Genomic DNA, 16,971 nt, shown 5'->3' with positions numbered 1-16,971 from the left:
CGGCCAATAACAGGTGCTCGTTGTGTCGACTACCGACACGGGCAACCCGGGGCGGGTCAGGTCGCGGCGGCCAGGAGGTCGCTCAGCGCCCGCGCGTCCGCCTCGTGCACCGGGGTCTGCAGCACCATGCAGAACTGCGGGTGCTCCACCAGCCGCAGGTGGGACAGGTCCAGCTCCAACGCGCCGGCCCGGGGGTGCGCGAGCCGGTTTACCGCCATGCTGAACTCCGCCACCGGATAGGACTCCCACCAGCCCAGGAATTCGGTGCTGTCGCGGGACAACCGGTCGACGACCTGGGCGAAGCGGGGGTCGCCCGGGTATTGCCCGGCGGCGGCCCGGAACTGCGCCACGATCATGCGGGCGGTCTCGTCCCAGTCGAGCAGCAGCCGGCGTACGCCCGGATCGCGGAACAGCAGCAGCACCAGGTTGCGCTCGTCCTCCGGGATCTCGGCGAAGTCGAGCCACAGTGCGGACTGGGCGGCGTTCCAGGCCAGCACGTCAAACCGATGGTCGATGATGTAGGCCGGGTTGGGCGTGACCGCGTCCAGCATGCGCTGCACCGCCGCCAGCACCGGCTTGTCGTCGCCCGGTGCGGGCGGCAGCGACAGGCTGGCCAGCACGAACAGGTGCCGGCGGTGCTCGTCGCCCAGCCGCAGCGCCGTCGCCAGCGCGTCGATGACCTGACGCGAGGCGGGGATGGCACGGCCCTGCTCAAGCCACGTATACCAGGTCAGGCCCACACCGGACAGCTGCGCCACCTCCTCGCGGCGCAGCCCTGGGGTCCGGCGCCGGTTGACGCCGTCGGGCAGACCCACGTCACCAGGCTTGAGCTCCGCCCGCCGTGCCCGCAGAAAGGCCGCCAGCTCCTTGCGGCGTGCCGCGTCGTCCATTGTCCTGGCCCCCATCATCGACCCACGCAGGCTTTTCCCCTGCTACTAGCAAGGCTGATACCAGTATAACTAGACCCTTGTTACAGATCGGTACCGCAATGTATATGCGGGTTTCGCCCGTAGCGAGCGCCACAACCGGCCCTAATCGATGATTTGGCAGTTCCTGGCGTGAATGCGCAAGTGCTTCACCGGCTCCGTGAGTCATGTTCAACTGCGATTCCGTGTAGTCGCTGAACTTGTTCGCGAAAGGGGCCGCAGTCATGGCTTCCGGCGCAGTCCGTCGCTTAACTCGGAAGGGCAAGGCGAACAACAGAGCCGCCGACGAACGCAGCGGCGAGGTTGTCCAGTTCGCACAAACCCAAAGGGAGCTCTAATGAGCAGACGGATTCTCGTCGTACTCTCCGAGTACGGCTACTGGGCGGAGGAACTGGTCGGGCCGGTCGAGGCATTCGACAGCGCCGGCTACCAGGTCACCTTCGCCACGGCGAACGGGCGCCGGGCGCACGCACTGCCGCCGAGCCTGGACCCCGACTACATCGACCCTCCGCTGGGCCGCTCGGTCACCACCGTGGACATGGCGAACCGTGGTCGCCGGCTGGACGAGTCGTCCCGGCTGGACAACCCGCTGAGCATCGCGGATCTGATCCCCGAACGCCCGTATCTCAGCTCGCTCAACCCGCTGCGCCGGCTCGAGGAATACTACCGCGAGCTCAGTGCCTCGGTCGGTGACCTGGTCGCCAGCTTCGACGCCCTGGTGCTGGTCGGCGGCAGCGGACCGATCGTCGACATGGCCAACAACGAACGCCTGCACGAGGCCGTACTCGGTTTCGTGGCCGCGGACAAGCCCATTCTCGCGGAATGCTACGGCGTTACGGTGCTCGCCTTCGCCCGGGACCTGGAGACGCGGGCCAGCATCATCGCGGGCAAGCATGTGACCGGGCACCCCAAGGAGTACGACTACAAGGACGGGACCGGCTTTCTGGGCGTCGACTTCAACATGGGCCCGCCGCCGTACCCGCTGGAGTACATCCTGCGCGACGCCACCGGACCGGACGGACAATTCCACGGCAACGTCGGCAAGGAACTGTCGGTCATCGTCGACTACCCCTTCATCACCGCGCGTTCGACGCCGGACTCGGCGCTGGCCGGCGCCAAGCTGGTCGAGACGCTGGAGCAGGGATTGCGGCGGGACGGCTGGTGAGCACGGCGGGCACGGGCCACGGTCCGGCCGTACGGCCGCGGACCGGCAAGGCGGCCCTGGTGGAGCAGTTCGCCGCGGACGGCCTGACCTACATGTTCGGCAATCCGGGCACCGTGGAACAGGGGCTGATCGACGAGATCGCCAACTCGGAGATCGACTACCTGCTCACTCTGCACGAGTCGGTGGCGGTGGGCATGGCCGACGGGTACGCCCGAGCCACCCAGCGCCCCGCGCTGGTCCAGCTCCACAGCGGCGTCGGGCTCGGTAACGGCATCGGCATGCTCTACCAGGCCAAGCGGGGAGGGTCGCCGCTGGTGGTGCTAGCCGGCGAGGCCGGAGTGCGGTACGACGCGATGGACTCGCAGATGGCCGCCGACCTGGTCGCCATGGCCCGTCCGGTCACCAAGTACGCGACCCGGGTGATCGACCCGGCCTCGCTGCTGCGGGTGATGCGGCGGGCCGTGAAGATCGCGATGACCCCGCCCCGGGGCCCGGTGCTGGTCGTGGTGCCGGCCGACGTGCTGGACGCCATCGTCACCGATCCCGTGGTGCCGACGGTCATCCCGGACACCCGGGTGCTGCCCGAGCCCGCCGTGCTCGCCGCGGCCGCCGAGATCCTGGCCGCCGGCCGCCGCCCGCTCGTGCTCTTCGGCGACGGCGTCGCCACCAGCGGCGCCCAACGGGAGTTGGCCGCGGTCGCCGAGCTGCTCGGCGCGCCCATGTGGGGAGTGAACTCCTCGGAGGTCAACGTCGACAGTCGGCATCCGCTGTACGGCGGGCAGCTCGGGCACATGTTCGGCGCGGACAGTGCCCGGACGGTGGCGGACGCCGACACGGTGCTCATCGTCGGCACCTACGTCTTTCCCGAGGTGTTCCCGGAGCTGACGAGCCCGTTCGCGCCGGACGCCCGGATCGTGCACGTCGACCTGGACGCGTACGAGATCGCCAAGAACCACCCGGTCGAGCTCGGTGTCGTGGCCGACCCGAGGCTCACCCTCGCCGGTCTCGCCGCCCGGTTGGACCGGCCGGGCCGGCAGCGACCACCGCGCTGGGACGGCGCGGCGCCGCCCGGCGACCAACCGGGCGCCGGCACGGGACTGATGAACCGGTTCGTCGAGACGCTGGTCCGCCGGGCGCCGGACGACCTGGTGATCTTCGACGAGGCGCTGACCGAGTCGGGCCCGCTGGCGGTGCACGCACCGCCGCGGGTGCCGGGCCGATTCTTCCAGACCCGGGGCGGTTCGCTCGGGGTCGGTATCCCCGGTGCGCTCGGCGTCAAGCTGGCCCGCCCGGGTCAGCAGGTGGTCGGCTTCACCGGCGACGGCGGCAGCATGTACACGATCCAGGCGCTGTGGACGGCCGCTCGGCACGACATCGCCGCCAAGTTCGTGATCTGCAACAACCGTCGCTACCGCCTGCTCGACCTCAACATCGAGCAGTACTGGCGGGATGAGGGCATCCCCGCCCATCTACACCCGGGGGCGTTCGACCTGTCCCGGCCCGCCATCGACTTCGCCGCGCTCGCCCGCTCGCTCGGGGTGCCCGCTCAGCGGGTGAGCACCCCGCAAGAGGTGCCGGCCGCGGTCGAGGAACTGCTCGCCACCCCCGGCCCGTTCCTCATCGATCTGGTCACCGACTGACCATCAGCACCCGAAGGAGCAGACCATGCCCGACGCCCTGAGCGTCGAATCCGTCCGCCGGCTCGTCCAGGATTGGTACGACGCCCTGGACCGGCACGACCCGCTCGATGCCGTGTTGCCGTACCTGGCCGACAACGGCCTCACCATGCAGTTCCCAGAGGCGACCCTGCGCACCGAGGACGACTTCGGCGGCTGGTATGACACCGTCACCCACCGGTTCTTCGACGAGATCCACGAGGTCAAGCGGGTCGATGTCGAGCTGCTCTCGCCGCTGCACGCCGACGTCTCGGTCCTGGTCAACTGGCAGGCCCGGGTGTGGAACCCGCCTGCGGCGACCAGCGAGTGGCTCGGCTTCGACGCCAGCCAGACCTGGTCGGTTGTCCTGCAGGACGGCCAGCCCCGGATCCGTTCCTACGCGGTGGACGACCTGGCCCCGATGCCCGGTTCCGCCGAGCTCTGACCGCCGCGCCCGCGGCGGCAGCCCTTCCGGTACCCGCGCACCGCGGGACCACCGAGCACCACGAGACAAGGAGACCACCATGTCCGAACTCACCGCGCAGCGCGTCAAGGACGCCTACGACGCACTGATGTCCGGCGACCGCGCCCGGGCCGCCGAGTACTGGGACCCGGAGGTCCGCTTCCTGACCCCCGGCAACCACCAGTACGCCGGCTGGCACGAGGGCCTCGAGACCTTCCTCGACTTCATCGACAAGGTACAGGAGGCCTCCGGCGGCTCGTTCGTCATCGACCCGGTCACCATCCTGGTGAACGACGAGGGCTACTCCATCGACGTGAACCGGACCTCCGGCACCCGGGCGCACGCCGCGGCCGGTGCCGAGTCGCCGTTCGAGCGGCTGCAGATCGAGGGCCTGCACCTGCTCAAGTGGGTCAACGGGCGGATCGTCGAGGGCCGCGGCGCCATCTTCGGCGACGGCGTGACCAACTTCAACCAGTGGTGGTCGCCGGTCGGCTCGGACGGCCGCCGGGTCACCGTCTGATCTCCTCCCGCACAGCCGGGCCGGCCGCCGGACGGCGGCCGGCCCGGCCCTTCCCCGAAAGATCACGATGACCACACACGGATACCACCCGCAACGCGGTCGCCTCGTCGGGCGCCGAATCGGCATCCTGCTCGAAAGCGACTACGTCGAGCCGGAAATCTCCTACTACCGCCTGCGATTCGCCGAGGAGGGCGCCGAGGTCGTCCTGCTCACCCGGCTGTGGGGCAACGACTCGCTGACCTTCACCGGTCACGAATACCGGGCGCCGCTGACCGTCGACGGCGACCTGGAACGCCTCGACTTCGCCGAGATCGCCCGGCTCTCCGCGCTGATCGTGCCGGCCGGCATGGTCGCGGACCGGCTCCGCTACACCGAGGACGTCGATCGCCCGGCACCCGCCGTGCAGTTGCTGCGCCGCGCGTTCCGGCTCCCCCACCTGGTCAAGGGCTTCATCTGCCACGGCCTGTGGCTGATGTCGACCGCCCCCGAGCTGATCGAGGACCGTTCCGTCACCTGCCACAACAACCTGGTCGGCGACGTACGCAACATGGGCGCGAACTACGTCGGCAGCGACGTGGTCGTCGACGGCGACCTGGTGACCGGTCGCACCGTCGAGCAGGCCCACGTCTTCGCCCGCACCGTCATCGACCGCATTCTCGCGACCGAGGAGATCCTGCCGTGACCCGCTTCTCGCACGTGGCCCTGAACTGCCGCCGGCTCGGCGACACCGAGGAGTTCTACACCCGGTGGTTCGGCTTCCGGCGCACCCAGCACTTCGACCTCGGCGGCAGCCAGATCGTCTTCCTGCGCTCCGGCGACGTCTACCTGGAGCTGTTCGGCCCGCGCGAGCCGGTGCAGGAGGCGGGACAGCCCACGGCCGACGGGCCGCCGGCTCCCGGGACGGTGCGCCACATCGCGTTCCAGACCGCGGACGTCGACGAGTTCGTGCGGGCGATGGGCCCCGCCGCCCGGATCACCCTGGGGCCGCTGGACTTCGACGGCTTCATCCCCGGTTGGCGCACCGTCTGGCTCGCCGACCCGGACGGCGTCGTGGTCGAGGTCAGTCAGGGCTACCGGGACCCTCAGCCGGGCCAAGGCGGTCACGGTGAGCGCTGAGCCACTCGCCACGCGCACCATGTCCGACACCGTCGGCGGGTACGTCGTGGCCGGTGACGGCAGCCGGATCCGGGTGCGCACCTTCGGCGGCGACATCGTATCGCTGCACCTGACCGACACCACGGATGCCCGGTTGCTACACAACCTGGGCTCCGAACGGGTCTCGGTCACCGGGCGGCTCGGCGACGAGCTGGTGCCGGGCCGGCTGATCTTCGCCTACGGCCCGGTGTACGTCGAGGCCGGCTCGGTGCGCCACACTCCACAGGAGATCGTGGTGGTCGGTAGCGCCACTGAGCCGTACCTGTTCGAGCGGCCCGGGTGGTGGGTCGGCCAGCTCCGGTCACTGGCCGAGTTCTACCGCCGGGCGCAGTTCGGGACGGGGCCGGCCGACTTCGCCGCCTACCGCACCGGCGTCGACCTGGCCGGGGCCCGGCTGACCGGGGACCGCCAGGAGACCGACACGCTCGCCCGCCTGGTGTACGGGATGGCGACCGCCTACCTGCTCACCGGGGACGCCGACTTCCTGGACGTGGCCGAGCGCGGCGCTGAATACCAGCAGCGGCACCTGCGGGTGGTGGATCCCGCGCGTGCCGTCACCTACTGGCAGCACGCGTTGGACGTGGGTCCCGGGCCACGCCGCGCCGTGCTTGCCTCCGAGTTCGGCGACGACGCCGGCGCCTTGGCCGCCTACGAGCAGATCTACGCGCTCGTCGGGCTGGTGCAGACCTACCGGGTCACCGGCGATCCGGCGCTGCTGGCCGATATCGAGGGCACCGTCCGGCTCTTCGAGACGGTCTACGCCGACCCCCGACGAGGTGGTTACTACTCGCATGTGGACCCGGTGGATCTGGACCCGCACGCCGCCTCGCTGGGGCCGAATCGGTCCCGGAAGAACTGGAACTCCGTCGGCGACCACGCACCCGCCTACCTGTTCAACCTCTACCTGGCGACCGGCGAGGAACGCTACCGGCGGATGCTGGAACACACCTTCGACATGATCGTGGAGCACTTCCCCGATCCGGCGGGGCTGCCGCTGGTCCGGGAACGCTTCCATGAGGACTGGACGCCGGACACCGGGTGGGGATGGCAACAGGACCACGGCGTGGTCGGCCACAACCTGAAGATCGTCTGGAATCTTCACCGGATGCAGGCGCTGGTGGGCAAGGCCGAATACCGGGCGGTTGCCGCCCGGCTCGCGGCGGACCTGCCGGCGATCGGCCGAGACCCCTACCGCGGCGGCTGGTACGACGTGCTGCACCGCCGGCCACACCGCGGCCGGCACGAGTTCGTCTGGCACGACCGCAAGGCGTGGTGGCAGCAGGAACAGGCCATCCTCGCGTACCTCAGCGGCGCCGCACACCACGGGCCGGTCGGGCCGGACGGCCTCGACCACCTGCAGCACGCGCGCGAGGCCGCGGCGTTCTACAACGCCTTCTTTCTCGATCAGGAGGCCGGCGGCGTGTATTTCGCGGTGCAGGCCGGGGGCATCCCGTATCTGCGCAGCGGCGACGAGCGCGCCAAGGGCAGCCACTCGATGAGTATGTATCACTCGGCCGAACTGGCCTATCTGGCCACCGTGTACGGCGACCTGCTGGTGCGCGGGGAACCGCTCAACCTGTGGTTCAACCCGCGACCCGACGCCCGCTTCCCGGACGGATTGCTGCGGGTGGCCCCAGATGTGCTGCCCCGGGGCCGGGTGCGGCTGGAGCGGGTGCGGATCGACGGCACCGACTTCACCGACTTCGACCCCGCGGCGCTGCTCGTGCGGCTGCCCCGCTCCGCGCACCGGCTCACCGTGCAAGCCACCCTGCGAGCGGTCGACCGTGGCCGGTGACGGGGGCCTGCGGTCGCGGCCCGGCACCGCAGGCTTCGGTGGCACCCGACTGCTGGCCGGGGGCGTGGAGTTCACCGTGCCGGCCGGCGCCGCCCGGCAGACCTCGCTGGTCCTGGTGGACCCGGACGAGGGACGCCGGCTGACCGAGGTGCCGATGCCGGACGTCCGCCACGACGGCGGCCTGCTCAGCGTCGTCGTCCTCGGGCTGGCCCCCGACCTGGTCGACTACCACTACGTCCAGGACGGCCGGGCGGTGCTCGACCCGTACGCCCGGGTGTTGCTGCGGAGCCCGGACGGCCCGGACGGATGGCGCTGCCGGATCACGCCGGGGCGTGCCCCGGCCCTGCCCGGTGCCGGCACGCCGGTGCCGGACGGTCCGGTGGCCACGGCGGCGCTGAGCACCGGTGGGTATCGGGCGCTCGCGGACCGGATCCCAGAGTTCCTCCGCGACGGCGTCCGAGCGGTGGTGCTCACCGGTGTGCTCGCCGCCGACCATCACCGCTTCGCGCCCGGCGCCGGCGGGCTCCCGGTGGGCCTGTTCGCCGCCGCCGGCCCGGGCGACCGGCCGGACGGGGAGTGCCGGGCGCTGATCCGCCACCTGCGCGATGCCGGACTGGCAGTGCTGCTCGACATCAGCTCGGCGGCGCGCATCGCGGAGGGTGACGGGTGGTTCCTGCGGGAGGCGCTGCGGTGTTGGGTGCACGACTACGGAGTGGATGGATTGCATCTGCCGGACAGTGTCGTCCCGGCCGGCCGGGAGCGGGACGTGGCCGAGGTGGTGCGGTCGGACCGGCTTCTCGCCGACCGGATGTCGCTGGGTGCCCTTCGCGACGACGACGGCCGCACCGGTGCGACAGGCCCGGCAGGCGATGACGGGGACGCCCTTGCGGAGCGTGACAACAAGTATCGCCGGTAGTGACGAAGAGACGCGGCCATGGAACGCCGACAACGTTTTGTAATCATTGCGCCTCACGCTGCCATATCGATGAACATTGTGACCGGCGAACGAGAGACAGGTACCACGATGCCCTATCACCCATGGACCGAGACGGCCCTGTTACCGGCGCGCGACGGTCTCACCCGGTTCGCGCACCAGATCATGGCCGAGATGCCCCGCGCGGACCAGCGGCGCTGGGGCGAGACGTACATACGCGGCCTGCTGCTGGGCAACGGCCGGCGTTCGGTCCGAAGCATCGCGGAGGGTGCTGACACCCCGGACGCCGTCCAGTCTCTGCAGCAGTTCGTGAACCAGAGCCCCTGGGACTGGGCCCCGGTCCGCCGCCGGACAGCCCGCTACGTCGACGAGCGCATGACCACGCACGCGTGGCTCATCCGCCCCATATACATCCCCAAGCGGGGTGGCCAGACCGCCGGTGTCGCCCGCCGCTACGTCCCCCAGACCGGCCGCACCCTCAACTGCCAGTACGGCCTGGGCCTGTTCTTATCGGACGCCGAGACGAGCGCGCCCGTCGACTGGCGGCTGGTGCTGCCTTCACCGGCCGGGACCGGGGCGCGCTCGTGGCTCCCTGGCCGCAGAGAAGCGGGCCCGAGCGAGCAGACCGAGTGGGGCCACGTGCTCGCGATGGCCGACGACGTGGCGGCGGCGGTACCAGTGCGTCCACTGCTGGTCGGGCTGCGGCACGTCACCGGCGTGGAACGACTGCTACAGGGCTTGCGGCAGCGCGGCCTGCCGTTCGTCGTCGAAGTCAACGGCAGCATGCCGGTGCTCCGCCAGCAGGCCCAGCCGTCGCTCCCGGGCGGGGCGAGGCTCGGGCTGACCCAGATCCGCTCGCTGGTGCAGGAGACGACCGCGCGCCGGCAACCGATCATGTGGCGGCAACTGCACGACGCCGCCCTGCGCCGCTCGTATGTCACCACGGTGCCGGTCCGGCTGCCGGGCACCGTGGCCGGCTCCGGCGGCGGGGTCGACTGCCTGCTCGTGGCCGTCTGGTCAGCGGCGGCATCGGGCGCGGCCAACTTCTGGCTGACCGGCCTGCCGGAGTCGCAGGTGGGTCACGTGCTCACCCTGGCCCAGCTCGCCGCGCGCCGCGAGCGGGATGTCGACACCCTGAGCGAAGGGTACGGCCTGCTGGACTTCGAGGGCCGCTCGTCGCGCGGCTGGCACCACCACATGACGCTCGTGTCGGCCGCCTACGCCTTCGCCCAGCTGGAGATCCGCTCCCAGCAGCAGGAGCAGCAGGCCGGCTGAGCGCGGGCGCCCGGGCGCCCGGGCGCCGCGACCGGACCGGACCGGCAAACGCCGGTCGCGGCGTCCGAGGCCAGCTCATCCGAAGGACAAGACCGTCCGGTGCTGCACCAGCTCGCCGGCCGGCGGCGTGCTGCCGGCCGGCCGGGTGGCCAGCCAGACGACGTCTCGGGCCGCCTCGTCCGGGCTCTGCGCCGACGACATGTCATCGAACCAGGGGCGGGAGGCATCGGTGTCGACCAGGCCGGGACACACCGCGCCGACGTAGACGTCGCGCCCGGGCCGGTCGCGCTCCACCATCCGAGCGGCCACCCGGGCCGACGCCACCTGGCCGACCTTCGACGGAATGTTGATCCAGCCCGGCCAGCCCCGGGCGTCGGCCTCGCCCTTCTGCACCAGGCGGACGTATTCGTCCATCACGTCTTCGACGTCCTCCAGGCTCATCCGGTCGGTGTCGAAGGCGCTCCACAGCGGTCTGGGCAGGTGCCGCCGCGAGCCGAACGCGCTGGCCACCACGAGCAGCCGGGCGTGCTCGTTGAGGATCGGCAGGAAGTGGTGGAGCATGCGATATGTGCCGTGGTTGTTGGTGTCCACGAACTCGGCCACCTGCTCGGCAGGGGGCAGGTCCCGCGAGATCCGGGCCGCGGCATTGGAGATCAGCACGTCCAGCCCGCCGTGCCGCTCGCGAATCATGTCGGCCGCCGCCGCGACGCTGGCCTCCACCGTCACGTCCAGCGGGTGCAGCCGCGGGGCGAGACCCTCGGCACGCAACAGCTCCACCGCCTGCTCACCACGCGCCGGGTCGCGAGCCGTCAGGTAGACCTGCGCCTCGGGCCCCAACTCCCGGCACAGCCCTCGCACCAGGGCCAGGCCCAGCCCTTGATTGCCGCCCGTCACCAACGCGACTGCCATCTGCCGTTCTCTCCCATCGCGCCGCCACATCCGTCTCTTCCACGGTAGACGGCGCACGATTACTCCGAGGTAACCGCGACGGCACCGGCCTGCTCCCCCTGGGCCTGCAGCACGTCCGATCCGTGCTGCTCGGCCCAGCGAGACAGCATCTCCACCGGCTCGACCAGGGTCTGCCCCAGCGGGGTCAGCTCGTATTGCGCGATTGACGGCTGCTCGGGCAAGGCCGAGCGTCCGACCAATCCGTGCCGCTGCAGTCGCCGCATCGTCTGGGCGAGCACCTTGGACGACACGCCACCGATCAGCGCCTTCAACTCGTTGTGCCGCCGGGGACCCTGACTGAGCCCGTAGATGACCACTACGGACCACTTGTCCGCCACCAGCTCGATAGCCAGCCGTGCCGGGCAGTCCGCCAGGAAGACGTCGCCCGGCCGCATGAATACGCCCACGCAGGCATAGTACCCGCAGCCCGAGAGAAGCGTGTTGCCAAAGTCACTCTCCGGAGTGGAGGTGGGCCCGCCCCGGCCATGCTTGGTCGGGCAGCGGTCGTGCCGTAGACCCGGCGCAGCATCGAGTCGATATTCACAAAGGTCAGCACGCCGGCGCCGGCCAGGTGACCGAGGCGTTGTTGGTGACCCGCGCGGTGGACAGCACGCTGCCGACGGGGTGTCGCCCTGGGCGCCGGGAGACGGCATGCGGACGATCCCGCGCCACCTATTGCGTGATCCATGCGTGATCGACGGTCCTGGCGTGGGTCAAACCTGCCTGGCACTGGCCGACAGGAACCCGGGTCTGGCAACGCCATTAATAGTGCTTTGTTAAGTTGTTCTGGTGTGTCGCTTGTAGGGCTATTTGGGTTGTGTTTGGCGTCCCAGACGCGGGCGGCGGAGGTTGTGAACACCGCGATCGGGACGGCCTTGACCGGTCGTCGGCTTTGACCGTCGATCACTAATCTCGGTGCCGTGGAATGAATTTTTTCCATACCTTGAACCCCATCTCTTGAGTGATATAGAGGATTCGACACCTGTCTTTTGCTGACGTCATTGAGTAATCTCTTCCTAATCGGCAACTATTGATCTCTCGTCGTGGGCGAGTGGACGAACGAGTGCCGATCGGAGGGAGGGGGAGAGTGAATCTCCCGAGGAAAGTGGCTGTGGTGGGCGCTGCCGCGACGCTGCTCCTGACGGCCGCCACGCCGGCCGTGGCGGCCGAACCGGAGGGCGTCATCCGTAGTGCCGGCGGCGCCACGGCTGTCGTCGACAGCTACATCGTGGTGTTCAAGGAGAGCGCGGTGAGCCGGGCGCAGGTCGGCGCCACGGCCAGCAGACTGGCTGGCCAGCACGGTGGAGCGATCGCTCGGACCTACGCCACGGCACTACGCGGCTTCGAGATCACGGCCGGCGCAAAGACGGCGGCCAGGATCGCCGCGCACCCCGACGTCGCGTACGTCGAGCAGAACCACACGGTCCGGATCTCCGGCACTCAGCCGAACCCCCCGTCCTGGGGTCTGGACCGGGTCGACCAGCGCAACCTGCCGGTCGACAGCTCGTACACCTATCCGAACACGGCGACCAACGTGCACGCGTACATCATCGACACCGGCATCCTGTTCTCCCACAACGACTTCGGCGGCCGGGCCACCAGCGGCTACGACGCGGTCGACGGCGGCTCCGCCGACGACTGCAACGGGCACGGCACGCACGTCGCCGGCACCGTCGGCGGTTCCTCCTACGGCCTGGCCAAGGGCGTGCAACTGGTCGGCGTACGGGTGCTCAACTGCTCCGGCAGCGGCACCAACGCCGGTGTGATCGGCGGCGTCGACTGGGTCACCGCGAACGCGATCAAGCCGGCCGTGGCGAACATGAGCCTCGGCGGTGGTGCGAACGCGTCGCTCGACACGGCGGTCCGCAATTCGATCAACTCGGGCGTCACCTACGGTCTCGCCGCGGGCAACGACAACGGCGCCAACGCCTGCAACACCTCGCCGGCCCGGACGACGGAGGCGATCACGGTCGGCTCGACCACCAGCACCGACGCCCGGTCGTCATTCTCCAACATCGGTACCTGCCTGGACATCTTCGCGCCCGGCTCGTCGATCACGTCGGCCTGGTACACCAACAACACCGCGACCAACACGATCAGCGGCACCTCGATGGCCACCCCGCACGTGGTCGGCGCCGCAGCCCTGGTCGCCTCCGCCAACCCCACCTGGACCCCCCAGCAGGTCCGGGACTACCTGGTGAACAACGCGACAAACAACGTGGTGACCAACCCCGGCACCAATTCCCCGAACAAGCTGCTCTACGTGGTCAACGACGGCACTCCACCGGCCAACGACTTCTCCGTCGGGGTGTCGCCGACGGCCGGGTCGACCGCGCCGGGCGGCTCGGTCAGTGCCACCGTGAGCACCGCGACCACCAGCGGCTCGGCGCAGTCGGTGAGCCTGTCGGCGAGCGGGCTGCCGAGTGGCGCCACCGCCTCGTTCAGTCCAGCCACTGTCACCTCGGGCGGCTCGTCCGTGCTCACCATCGCCACCTCGGCGAGCACTCCGTCCGGCACCTACAGCGTCAGCGTCACCGGTACGGGTACCGCGGGTGCGCGCAGCGCCACGTACTCGTTGACGGTGACCGGCTCGGGTGGCGGCGGCTGCTCGGGCACCAACGGCACCGATGTGGCGATTCCGGACAGCAACACGGCGGTGACCAGCGGTATTGTCATCGCCGGCTGCGACCGTAACGCCTCCTCGGCGTCCACGATCGCGGTCAATATCGTGCACACCTTCCGTGGTGACCTGATCATCGACCTGGTGGCACCGGACGGTACGGCCTACCGGCTGAAGAACCAGGGCTTCTTCGACGGTGCCGACAACGTCATCGCCACCTACACCGCGAATCTCTCCTCCGAAACGGCGAACGGCACGTGGCTGCTTCGAGTGCGTGACGTCTATTCCGGTGACACCGGCTACATCAACACCTGGACCCTGACGCTCTGAGACGTGACAAAGGGCCCTTTCCGCTCCGATTTCCGGTGGCGGGAAGGGCCCTTTCCGTAGGTCAGTTGGTGTCGACGATCATTCCGGCGGCGATGGTGCGGTTGGTGGTTTCGTCGATGAGGATGAAACCGCCGGTGGTGCGGTTACGCCGGTATTCGTCGGCGAGGAGCGGGACGGTCGTACGCAGGCGGACACGGCCGATTTCGTTGAGTCCGAGTTCGGTGGCGGCCTCGTCACGATGCAGCGAGTTCACCTCGAGCCGGTAGTGTAGTTCGCGGACCACGGTCCGGGCGGTGCGGGTGGTGTGCTTGATGGCGTACATCGCGCCGGGGCGCAGCGGGGTGCTCTCGTCCATCCAGCAGATCATCGCCTCGATGTCCTGCGCGACCGCCGGGCCGTTGTTCGGCCGGCAGATCAGGTCCCCCCGGGAAATGTCGATCTCGTCGGTCAGCCGGATCGTGACGGACATCGGCGGATACGCCTCGGTGACCGGTCCGTCCGCCGTCTCGATCCCCGCCACCCGGGAGGTGAGCCCGGAGGGGAGAACCAGAACCTCGTCCCCCGGCTTCAACACACCCGAAGCGACCTGCCCGGCGTAACCCCGGTAGTCGGTGATCGTGGTCGACTGCGGGCGGATCACATACTGCACCGGGAACCGGACGTCGACCAGGTTCCGGTCGGAGGCGATGTGCACCCGCTCCAGGTGGTGCAGCAGCGACGGGCCCTCGTACCACGGAGTGTGCTCCGAGCGCGTCACGATGTTGTCGCCGTGCAACGCCGAGACCGGGACGACGGCGAGATCCGGCACCTCCAACTTCGCCGCGAACGCCGTGAACTCATCCGAGATCCGCTCGAACACCTCCTGCGACCAGTCCACCAGGTCCATCTTGTTCACACACAACACCAGGTGCGGCACCCGCAGCAACGAACACAGGAACGCGTGCCGGCGGGACTGTTCGACCAGACCCTTACGGGCGTCGACCAGGATCAACGCCAGGTCGGCGGTGGAGGCACCGGTGACCATGTTCCGGGTGTACTGGGTGTGGCCCGGTGTGTCGGCGATGATGAACTTCCGCCGGGGTGTGGCGAAATACCGGTACGCCACGTCGATCGTGATGCCCTGCTCCCGCTCCGCCCGCAGGCCGTCGGTCAGCAACGCCAGATTCGTGTACTCGTCGCCCCGGGCCGCACTGACCGCCTCCACCGCCGCCAACTGGTCGGTGAACAACGACTTCGTGTCGTAGAGCAATCGGCCGATCAGCGTGGACTTACCGTCGTCGACGCTGCCCGCCGTCGCGAACCGCAACAGGTCCATCGCCCGCCCCTCGGGCGCCGCGCCCTCGGCCACCGGAACCGCGGTGCTGCTCATCAGAAGTAGCCTTCCCGTTTGCGGTCTTCCATCGCGGCCTCACTCACCCGGTCGTCACCCCGGGTCGCCCCGCGCTCGGTGATCCGGGTCGCCGCGACCTCCTCGATCACCAGGTCCACCGTGTCCGCCTCGGACAGCACCGCCGCCGTGCACGAGGCGTCACCGACGGTCCGGTACCGCACCCGCGCCTTGAACGGCTCCTCCGACCCTCGGGGCGCGATGAACTCGTTCACCGCGTAGAGCATCCCGTCGCGTTCGATCACCGTACGTTCGTGGGCGAAGTAGATCGACGGTAGAGCCAACCGCTGTCGGGCGATGTAGTGCCAGATGTCGAGCTCGGTCCAGTTCGACAACGGGAACACCCGGATCGACTCACCCCGGTGGTGGCGTCCGTTGTACAACGACCACAACTCCGGCCGCTGGTTCTTCGGATCCCACTGACCGAAGTCGTCCCGGAAGCTGAACATCCGCTCCTTGGCCCGGGCCTTCTCCTCGTCCCGCCGCGCCCCACCGAACGCCGCGTCGAACCGGTACTTCTCCAGCGCGGCCAACAACACCGGCGTCTGGATGCGGTTGCGCGTCCCGTCAGCGGGCTCGCGGACCAGGCCCGCCTCCAGCGCCTCCGGCACGCTCGCCACCACCAACTGCAGGCCGAGCTCCGCCACCTGCTGGTCCCGGTAGTCCAACACCTCGTCGAAGTTGTGCCCGGTGTCGACGTGCAGCACCGGGAACGGGATCTGGGCCGGTGCGAACGCCTTCTGCGCCAACCGCAGCATGACTATCGAGTCCTTGCCACCCGAGAACAGCAGCACCGGGCGTTCCAGCTCGGCCACCACCTCGCGTATGACGAAGATGCTCTCCGCCTCGAGCGCGTCCAGATGCGACACCTGGTACGCCGCCGGAGTGGTCATGTCCACCGTATCCATCGGGGGTCAGCCGGCTGCCGTTGCCGGCGTGCGGGTCAGGTGTTGCCGCAGCGCGGCGAGGAGCGGGGTGGCCAGTTCCGGCTGGCACACGACCAGATCCGGCAGCCGCGGATCTGCCTCGTTGTAGCTCAACGCTGATCCATCGATGCGGGAAGCGTGCAGTCCCGTGGCCGTCGCCACCGCCACCGGCGCCGCCGAATCCCACTCGTACTGACCGCCCGCGTGCACGTACGCGTCGACCTCGCCACTGATCACCGCGGCGATCTTCGCCCCCGCCGACCCCATCGGGACCAACTCCGCCCCGACCTGGGCCGCCAACTCGGTCAGGAACGCCGGCGGCCGACTCCGACTCGCCGCCAACCGGATCGTCCGACCGCTGAGCGTCGTCGGCGGGGGTGGGGGTGTCTCGGTGCCGAGGGTACGGTGCTGGGCCGGCAGGGCGATGGCCCCCGCGACGAGGCGGTGCTCCGTCGCCGCGTTCCGTTGCCAGAGTGCGACATGCACCGCCCAGTCCGTCCGGCCCGGCTCGGAGAACTCGCGGGTCCCATCCAACGGGTCGATGATCCATACCCGGTTGGCGGCCAGCCGCTCCGGCGGGGGGCCGGCCGCATCCGTGGCCCAGGCCTGCCGTGCGCCGTCGTCCTCCTCCGAGAGCACGGCGTCGGCGCTTCTGCACCGGGCCAGTTCATCGCGCAGCAGTTGGTGCGACGCCCGGTCACCCGCGCGCTTCAACGCGACCGGGTCGGCGTGACCGTGTTCGGCGCGGACGCGCAGCAGCAACCGGCCGGCCCGCTCGGCCAGCCAGGCGGCGAACGCGCCATCCGACGCGGGGGCTTCGGACCTGGGGGGTTCCAGCACGTTCATCGACGAGCACCTCCGGTAGACGCGTG

The 16,971-nt window shown here is 69.8% G+C and carries 16 protein-coding genes; 10 read left to right on the top strand and 6 right to left on the bottom strand.

Translation table 11 applies throughout. The features are described 5' to 3' along the window. Window positions 1–56: 56 nt before the first annotated feature. On the bottom strand, window positions 57–890 hold the full coding sequence (locus AB0B14_RS29170; protein ID WP_357073738.1) for a helix-turn-helix transcriptional regulator: 834 nt from the start codon (window positions 888–890) through the stop codon (window positions 57–59). A 373-nt stretch (window positions 891–1,263) separates the two neighbouring features. Between AB0B14_RS29170 and AB0B14_RS29165 the strand changes: the two genes are divergently transcribed. The 9 genes from AB0B14_RS29165 (at window position 1,264) to AB0B14_RS29125 (ending at window position 9,888) form a co-directional block, all read left to right on the top strand. Further along, on the top strand, window positions 1,264–2,091 hold the full coding sequence (locus AB0B14_RS29165) for a type 1 glutamine amidotransferase domain-containing protein (RefSeq protein ID WP_357073741.1): 828 nt from the start codon (window positions 1,264–1,266) through the stop codon (window positions 2,089–2,091). Next, window positions 2,088–3,731 (top strand): thiamine pyrophosphate-binding protein, encoded by a 1,644-nt coding sequence (locus tag AB0B14_RS29160; RefSeq protein ID WP_357525303.1) that lies wholly within the window; start codon window positions 2,088–2,090, stop codon window positions 3,729–3,731. Before AB0B14_RS29165 ends, AB0B14_RS29160 begins: the two co-directional genes overlap by 4 nt. Before the next feature lie 25 nt (window positions 3,732–3,756). Beyond that, complete coding sequence (locus AB0B14_RS29155) at window positions 3,757–4,191, top strand: hypothetical protein (RefSeq protein ID WP_357525301.1); 435 nt, start codon at window positions 3,757–3,759, stop codon at window positions 4,189–4,191. A 79-nt stretch (window positions 4,192–4,270) separates the two neighbouring features. After that, on the top strand, window positions 4,271–4,729 hold the full coding sequence (locus AB0B14_RS29150) for a nuclear transport factor 2 family protein (protein WP_357525299.1): 459 nt from the start codon (window positions 4,271–4,273) through the stop codon (window positions 4,727–4,729). Between the two features lie 67 nt (window positions 4,730–4,796). Further along, window positions 4,797–5,411, top strand: coding sequence for a DJ-1/PfpI family protein (locus AB0B14_RS29145; protein ID WP_357073753.1), 615 nt, complete (start codon window positions 4,797–4,799; stop codon window positions 5,409–5,411). After that, window positions 5,408–5,845: a VOC family protein gene (locus AB0B14_RS29140; RefSeq protein ID WP_357073756.1), complete on the top strand. Its 438-nt coding sequence runs from the start codon at window positions 5,408–5,410 to the stop codon at window positions 5,843–5,845. Before AB0B14_RS29145 ends, AB0B14_RS29140 begins: the two co-directional genes overlap by 4 nt. After that, window positions 5,835–7,679, top strand: a complete 1,845-nt coding sequence (locus tag AB0B14_RS29135) for an AGE family epimerase/isomerase (RefSeq protein WP_357073759.1) — start codon at window positions 5,835–5,837, stop codon at window positions 7,677–7,679. Before AB0B14_RS29140 ends, AB0B14_RS29135 begins: the two co-directional genes overlap by 11 nt. Then, window positions 7,669–8,595 carry a hypothetical protein gene (locus tag AB0B14_RS29130; RefSeq protein ID WP_357525297.1) on the top strand — a complete coding sequence of 309 codons (927 nt, stop codon included), beginning with the start codon at window positions 7,669–7,671 and terminating at the stop codon, window positions 8,593–8,595. The genes AB0B14_RS29135 and AB0B14_RS29130 overlap by 11 nt, the downstream gene beginning before the upstream one ends. Window positions 8,596–8,703: 108 nt before the next feature. Next, window positions 8,704–9,888, top strand: a complete 1,185-nt coding sequence (locus AB0B14_RS29125) for a transposase (RefSeq protein ID WP_357525295.1) — start codon at window positions 8,704–8,706, stop codon at window positions 9,886–9,888. A 75-nt stretch (window positions 9,889–9,963) separates the two neighbouring features. Here the strand turns inward: AB0B14_RS29125 and AB0B14_RS29120 are convergent, their stop codons facing one another. Together AB0B14_RS29120 and AB0B14_RS29115 are read right to left on the bottom strand one after the other, a co-directional pair. Further along, the gene (locus AB0B14_RS29120) at window positions 9,964–10,797 is read right to left on the bottom strand and encodes an SDR family NAD(P)-dependent oxidoreductase (RefSeq protein WP_357525293.1); all 834 of its coding nucleotides are present in this window, start codon (window positions 10,795–10,797) and stop codon (window positions 9,964–9,966) included. A 59-nt stretch (window positions 10,798–10,856) separates the two neighbouring features. Then, window positions 10,857–11,243, bottom strand: a complete 387-nt coding sequence (locus AB0B14_RS29115; protein ID WP_357073771.1) for a helix-turn-helix domain-containing protein — start codon at window positions 11,241–11,243, stop codon at window positions 10,857–10,859. Window positions 11,244–11,941: 698 nt separating this feature from the next. Here AB0B14_RS29115 and AB0B14_RS29110 point away from each other — a divergent pair. Beyond that, window positions 11,942–13,786, top strand: a complete 1,845-nt coding sequence (locus AB0B14_RS29110; protein WP_357525336.1) for a S8 family serine peptidase — start codon at window positions 11,942–11,944, stop codon at window positions 13,784–13,786. Between the two features lie 61 nt (window positions 13,787–13,847). Here the strand turns inward: AB0B14_RS29110 and AB0B14_RS29105 are convergent, their stop codons facing one another. The 3 genes from AB0B14_RS29105 to AB0B14_RS29095 are packed head-to-tail and all read right to left on the bottom strand — an operon-like array spanning window position 13,848 to window position 16,945. Beyond that, window positions 13,848–15,155, bottom strand: a complete 1,308-nt coding sequence (locus AB0B14_RS29105; RefSeq protein ID WP_357525291.1) for a GTP-binding protein — start codon at window positions 15,153–15,155, stop codon at window positions 13,848–13,850. Next, a complete protein-coding gene (gene cysD, locus AB0B14_RS29100) occupies window positions 15,155–16,066 on the bottom strand; it encodes a sulfate adenylyltransferase subunit CysD (protein ID WP_357525289.1) in 912 nt (303 codons plus the stop codon). Before cysD ends, AB0B14_RS29105 begins: the two co-directional genes overlap by 1 nt. Before the next feature lie 21 nt (window positions 16,067–16,087). Beyond that, a complete protein-coding gene (locus tag AB0B14_RS29095) occupies window positions 16,088–16,945 on the bottom strand; it encodes a 3'(2'),5'-bisphosphate nucleotidase CysQ (RefSeq protein WP_357525287.1) in 858 nt (285 codons plus the stop codon). Between the last annotated feature and the right edge of the window lie 26 nt (window positions 16,946–16,971).

Source organism: Micromonospora sp. NPDC049171 (assembly GCF_040648275.1).
In the GTDB taxonomy this organism is placed as follows: Bacteria; Actinomycetota; Actinomycetes; order Mycobacteriales; family Micromonosporaceae; genus Micromonospora.
This window is presented reverse-complemented; position numbering and strand designations above follow the sequence as displayed.

What these genes read in the sequence shown, in the direction of transcription:
- AB0B14_RS29170 (WP_357073738.1), bottom strand. Translation starts at nt 890, where the DNA reads ATGGACGACGCGGCACGCCGCAAGGAGCTGGCGGCCTTTCTGCGGGCA.
- AB0B14_RS29165 (WP_357073741.1), top strand. Translation starts at nt 1,264, where the DNA reads ATGAGCAGACGGATTCTCGTCGTACTCTCCGAGTACGGCTACTGGGCG.
- AB0B14_RS29155 (WP_357525301.1), top strand. Translation starts at nt 3,757, where the DNA reads ATGCCCGACGCCCTGAGCGTCGAATCCGTCCGCCGGCTCGTCCAGGAT.
- AB0B14_RS29150 (WP_357525299.1), top strand. Translation starts at nt 4,271, where the DNA reads ATGTCCGAACTCACCGCGCAGCGCGTCAAGGACGCCTACGACGCACTG.
- AB0B14_RS29145 (WP_357073753.1), top strand. Translation starts at nt 4,797, where the DNA reads ATGACCACACACGGATACCACCCGCAACGCGGTCGCCTCGTCGGGCGC.
- AB0B14_RS29125 (WP_357525295.1), top strand. Translation starts at nt 8,704, where the DNA reads ATGCCCTATCACCCATGGACCGAGACGGCCCTGTTACCGGCGCGCGAC.
- AB0B14_RS29120 (WP_357525293.1), bottom strand. Translation starts at nt 10,797, where the DNA reads ATGGCAGTCGCGTTGGTGACGGGCGGCAATCAAGGGCTGGGCCTGGCC.
- AB0B14_RS29105 (WP_357525291.1), bottom strand. Translation starts at nt 15,155, where the DNA reads ATGAGCAGCACCGCGGTTCCGGTGGCCGAGGGCGCGGCGCCCGAGGGG.
- cysD (WP_357525289.1), bottom strand. Translation starts at nt 16,066, where the DNA reads ATGACCACTCCGGCGGCGTACCAGGTGTCGCATCTGGACGCGCTCGAG.
- AB0B14_RS29095 (WP_357525287.1), bottom strand. Translation starts at nt 16,945, where the DNA reads ATGAACGTGCTGGAACCCCCCAGGTCCGAAGCCCCCGCGTCGGATGGC.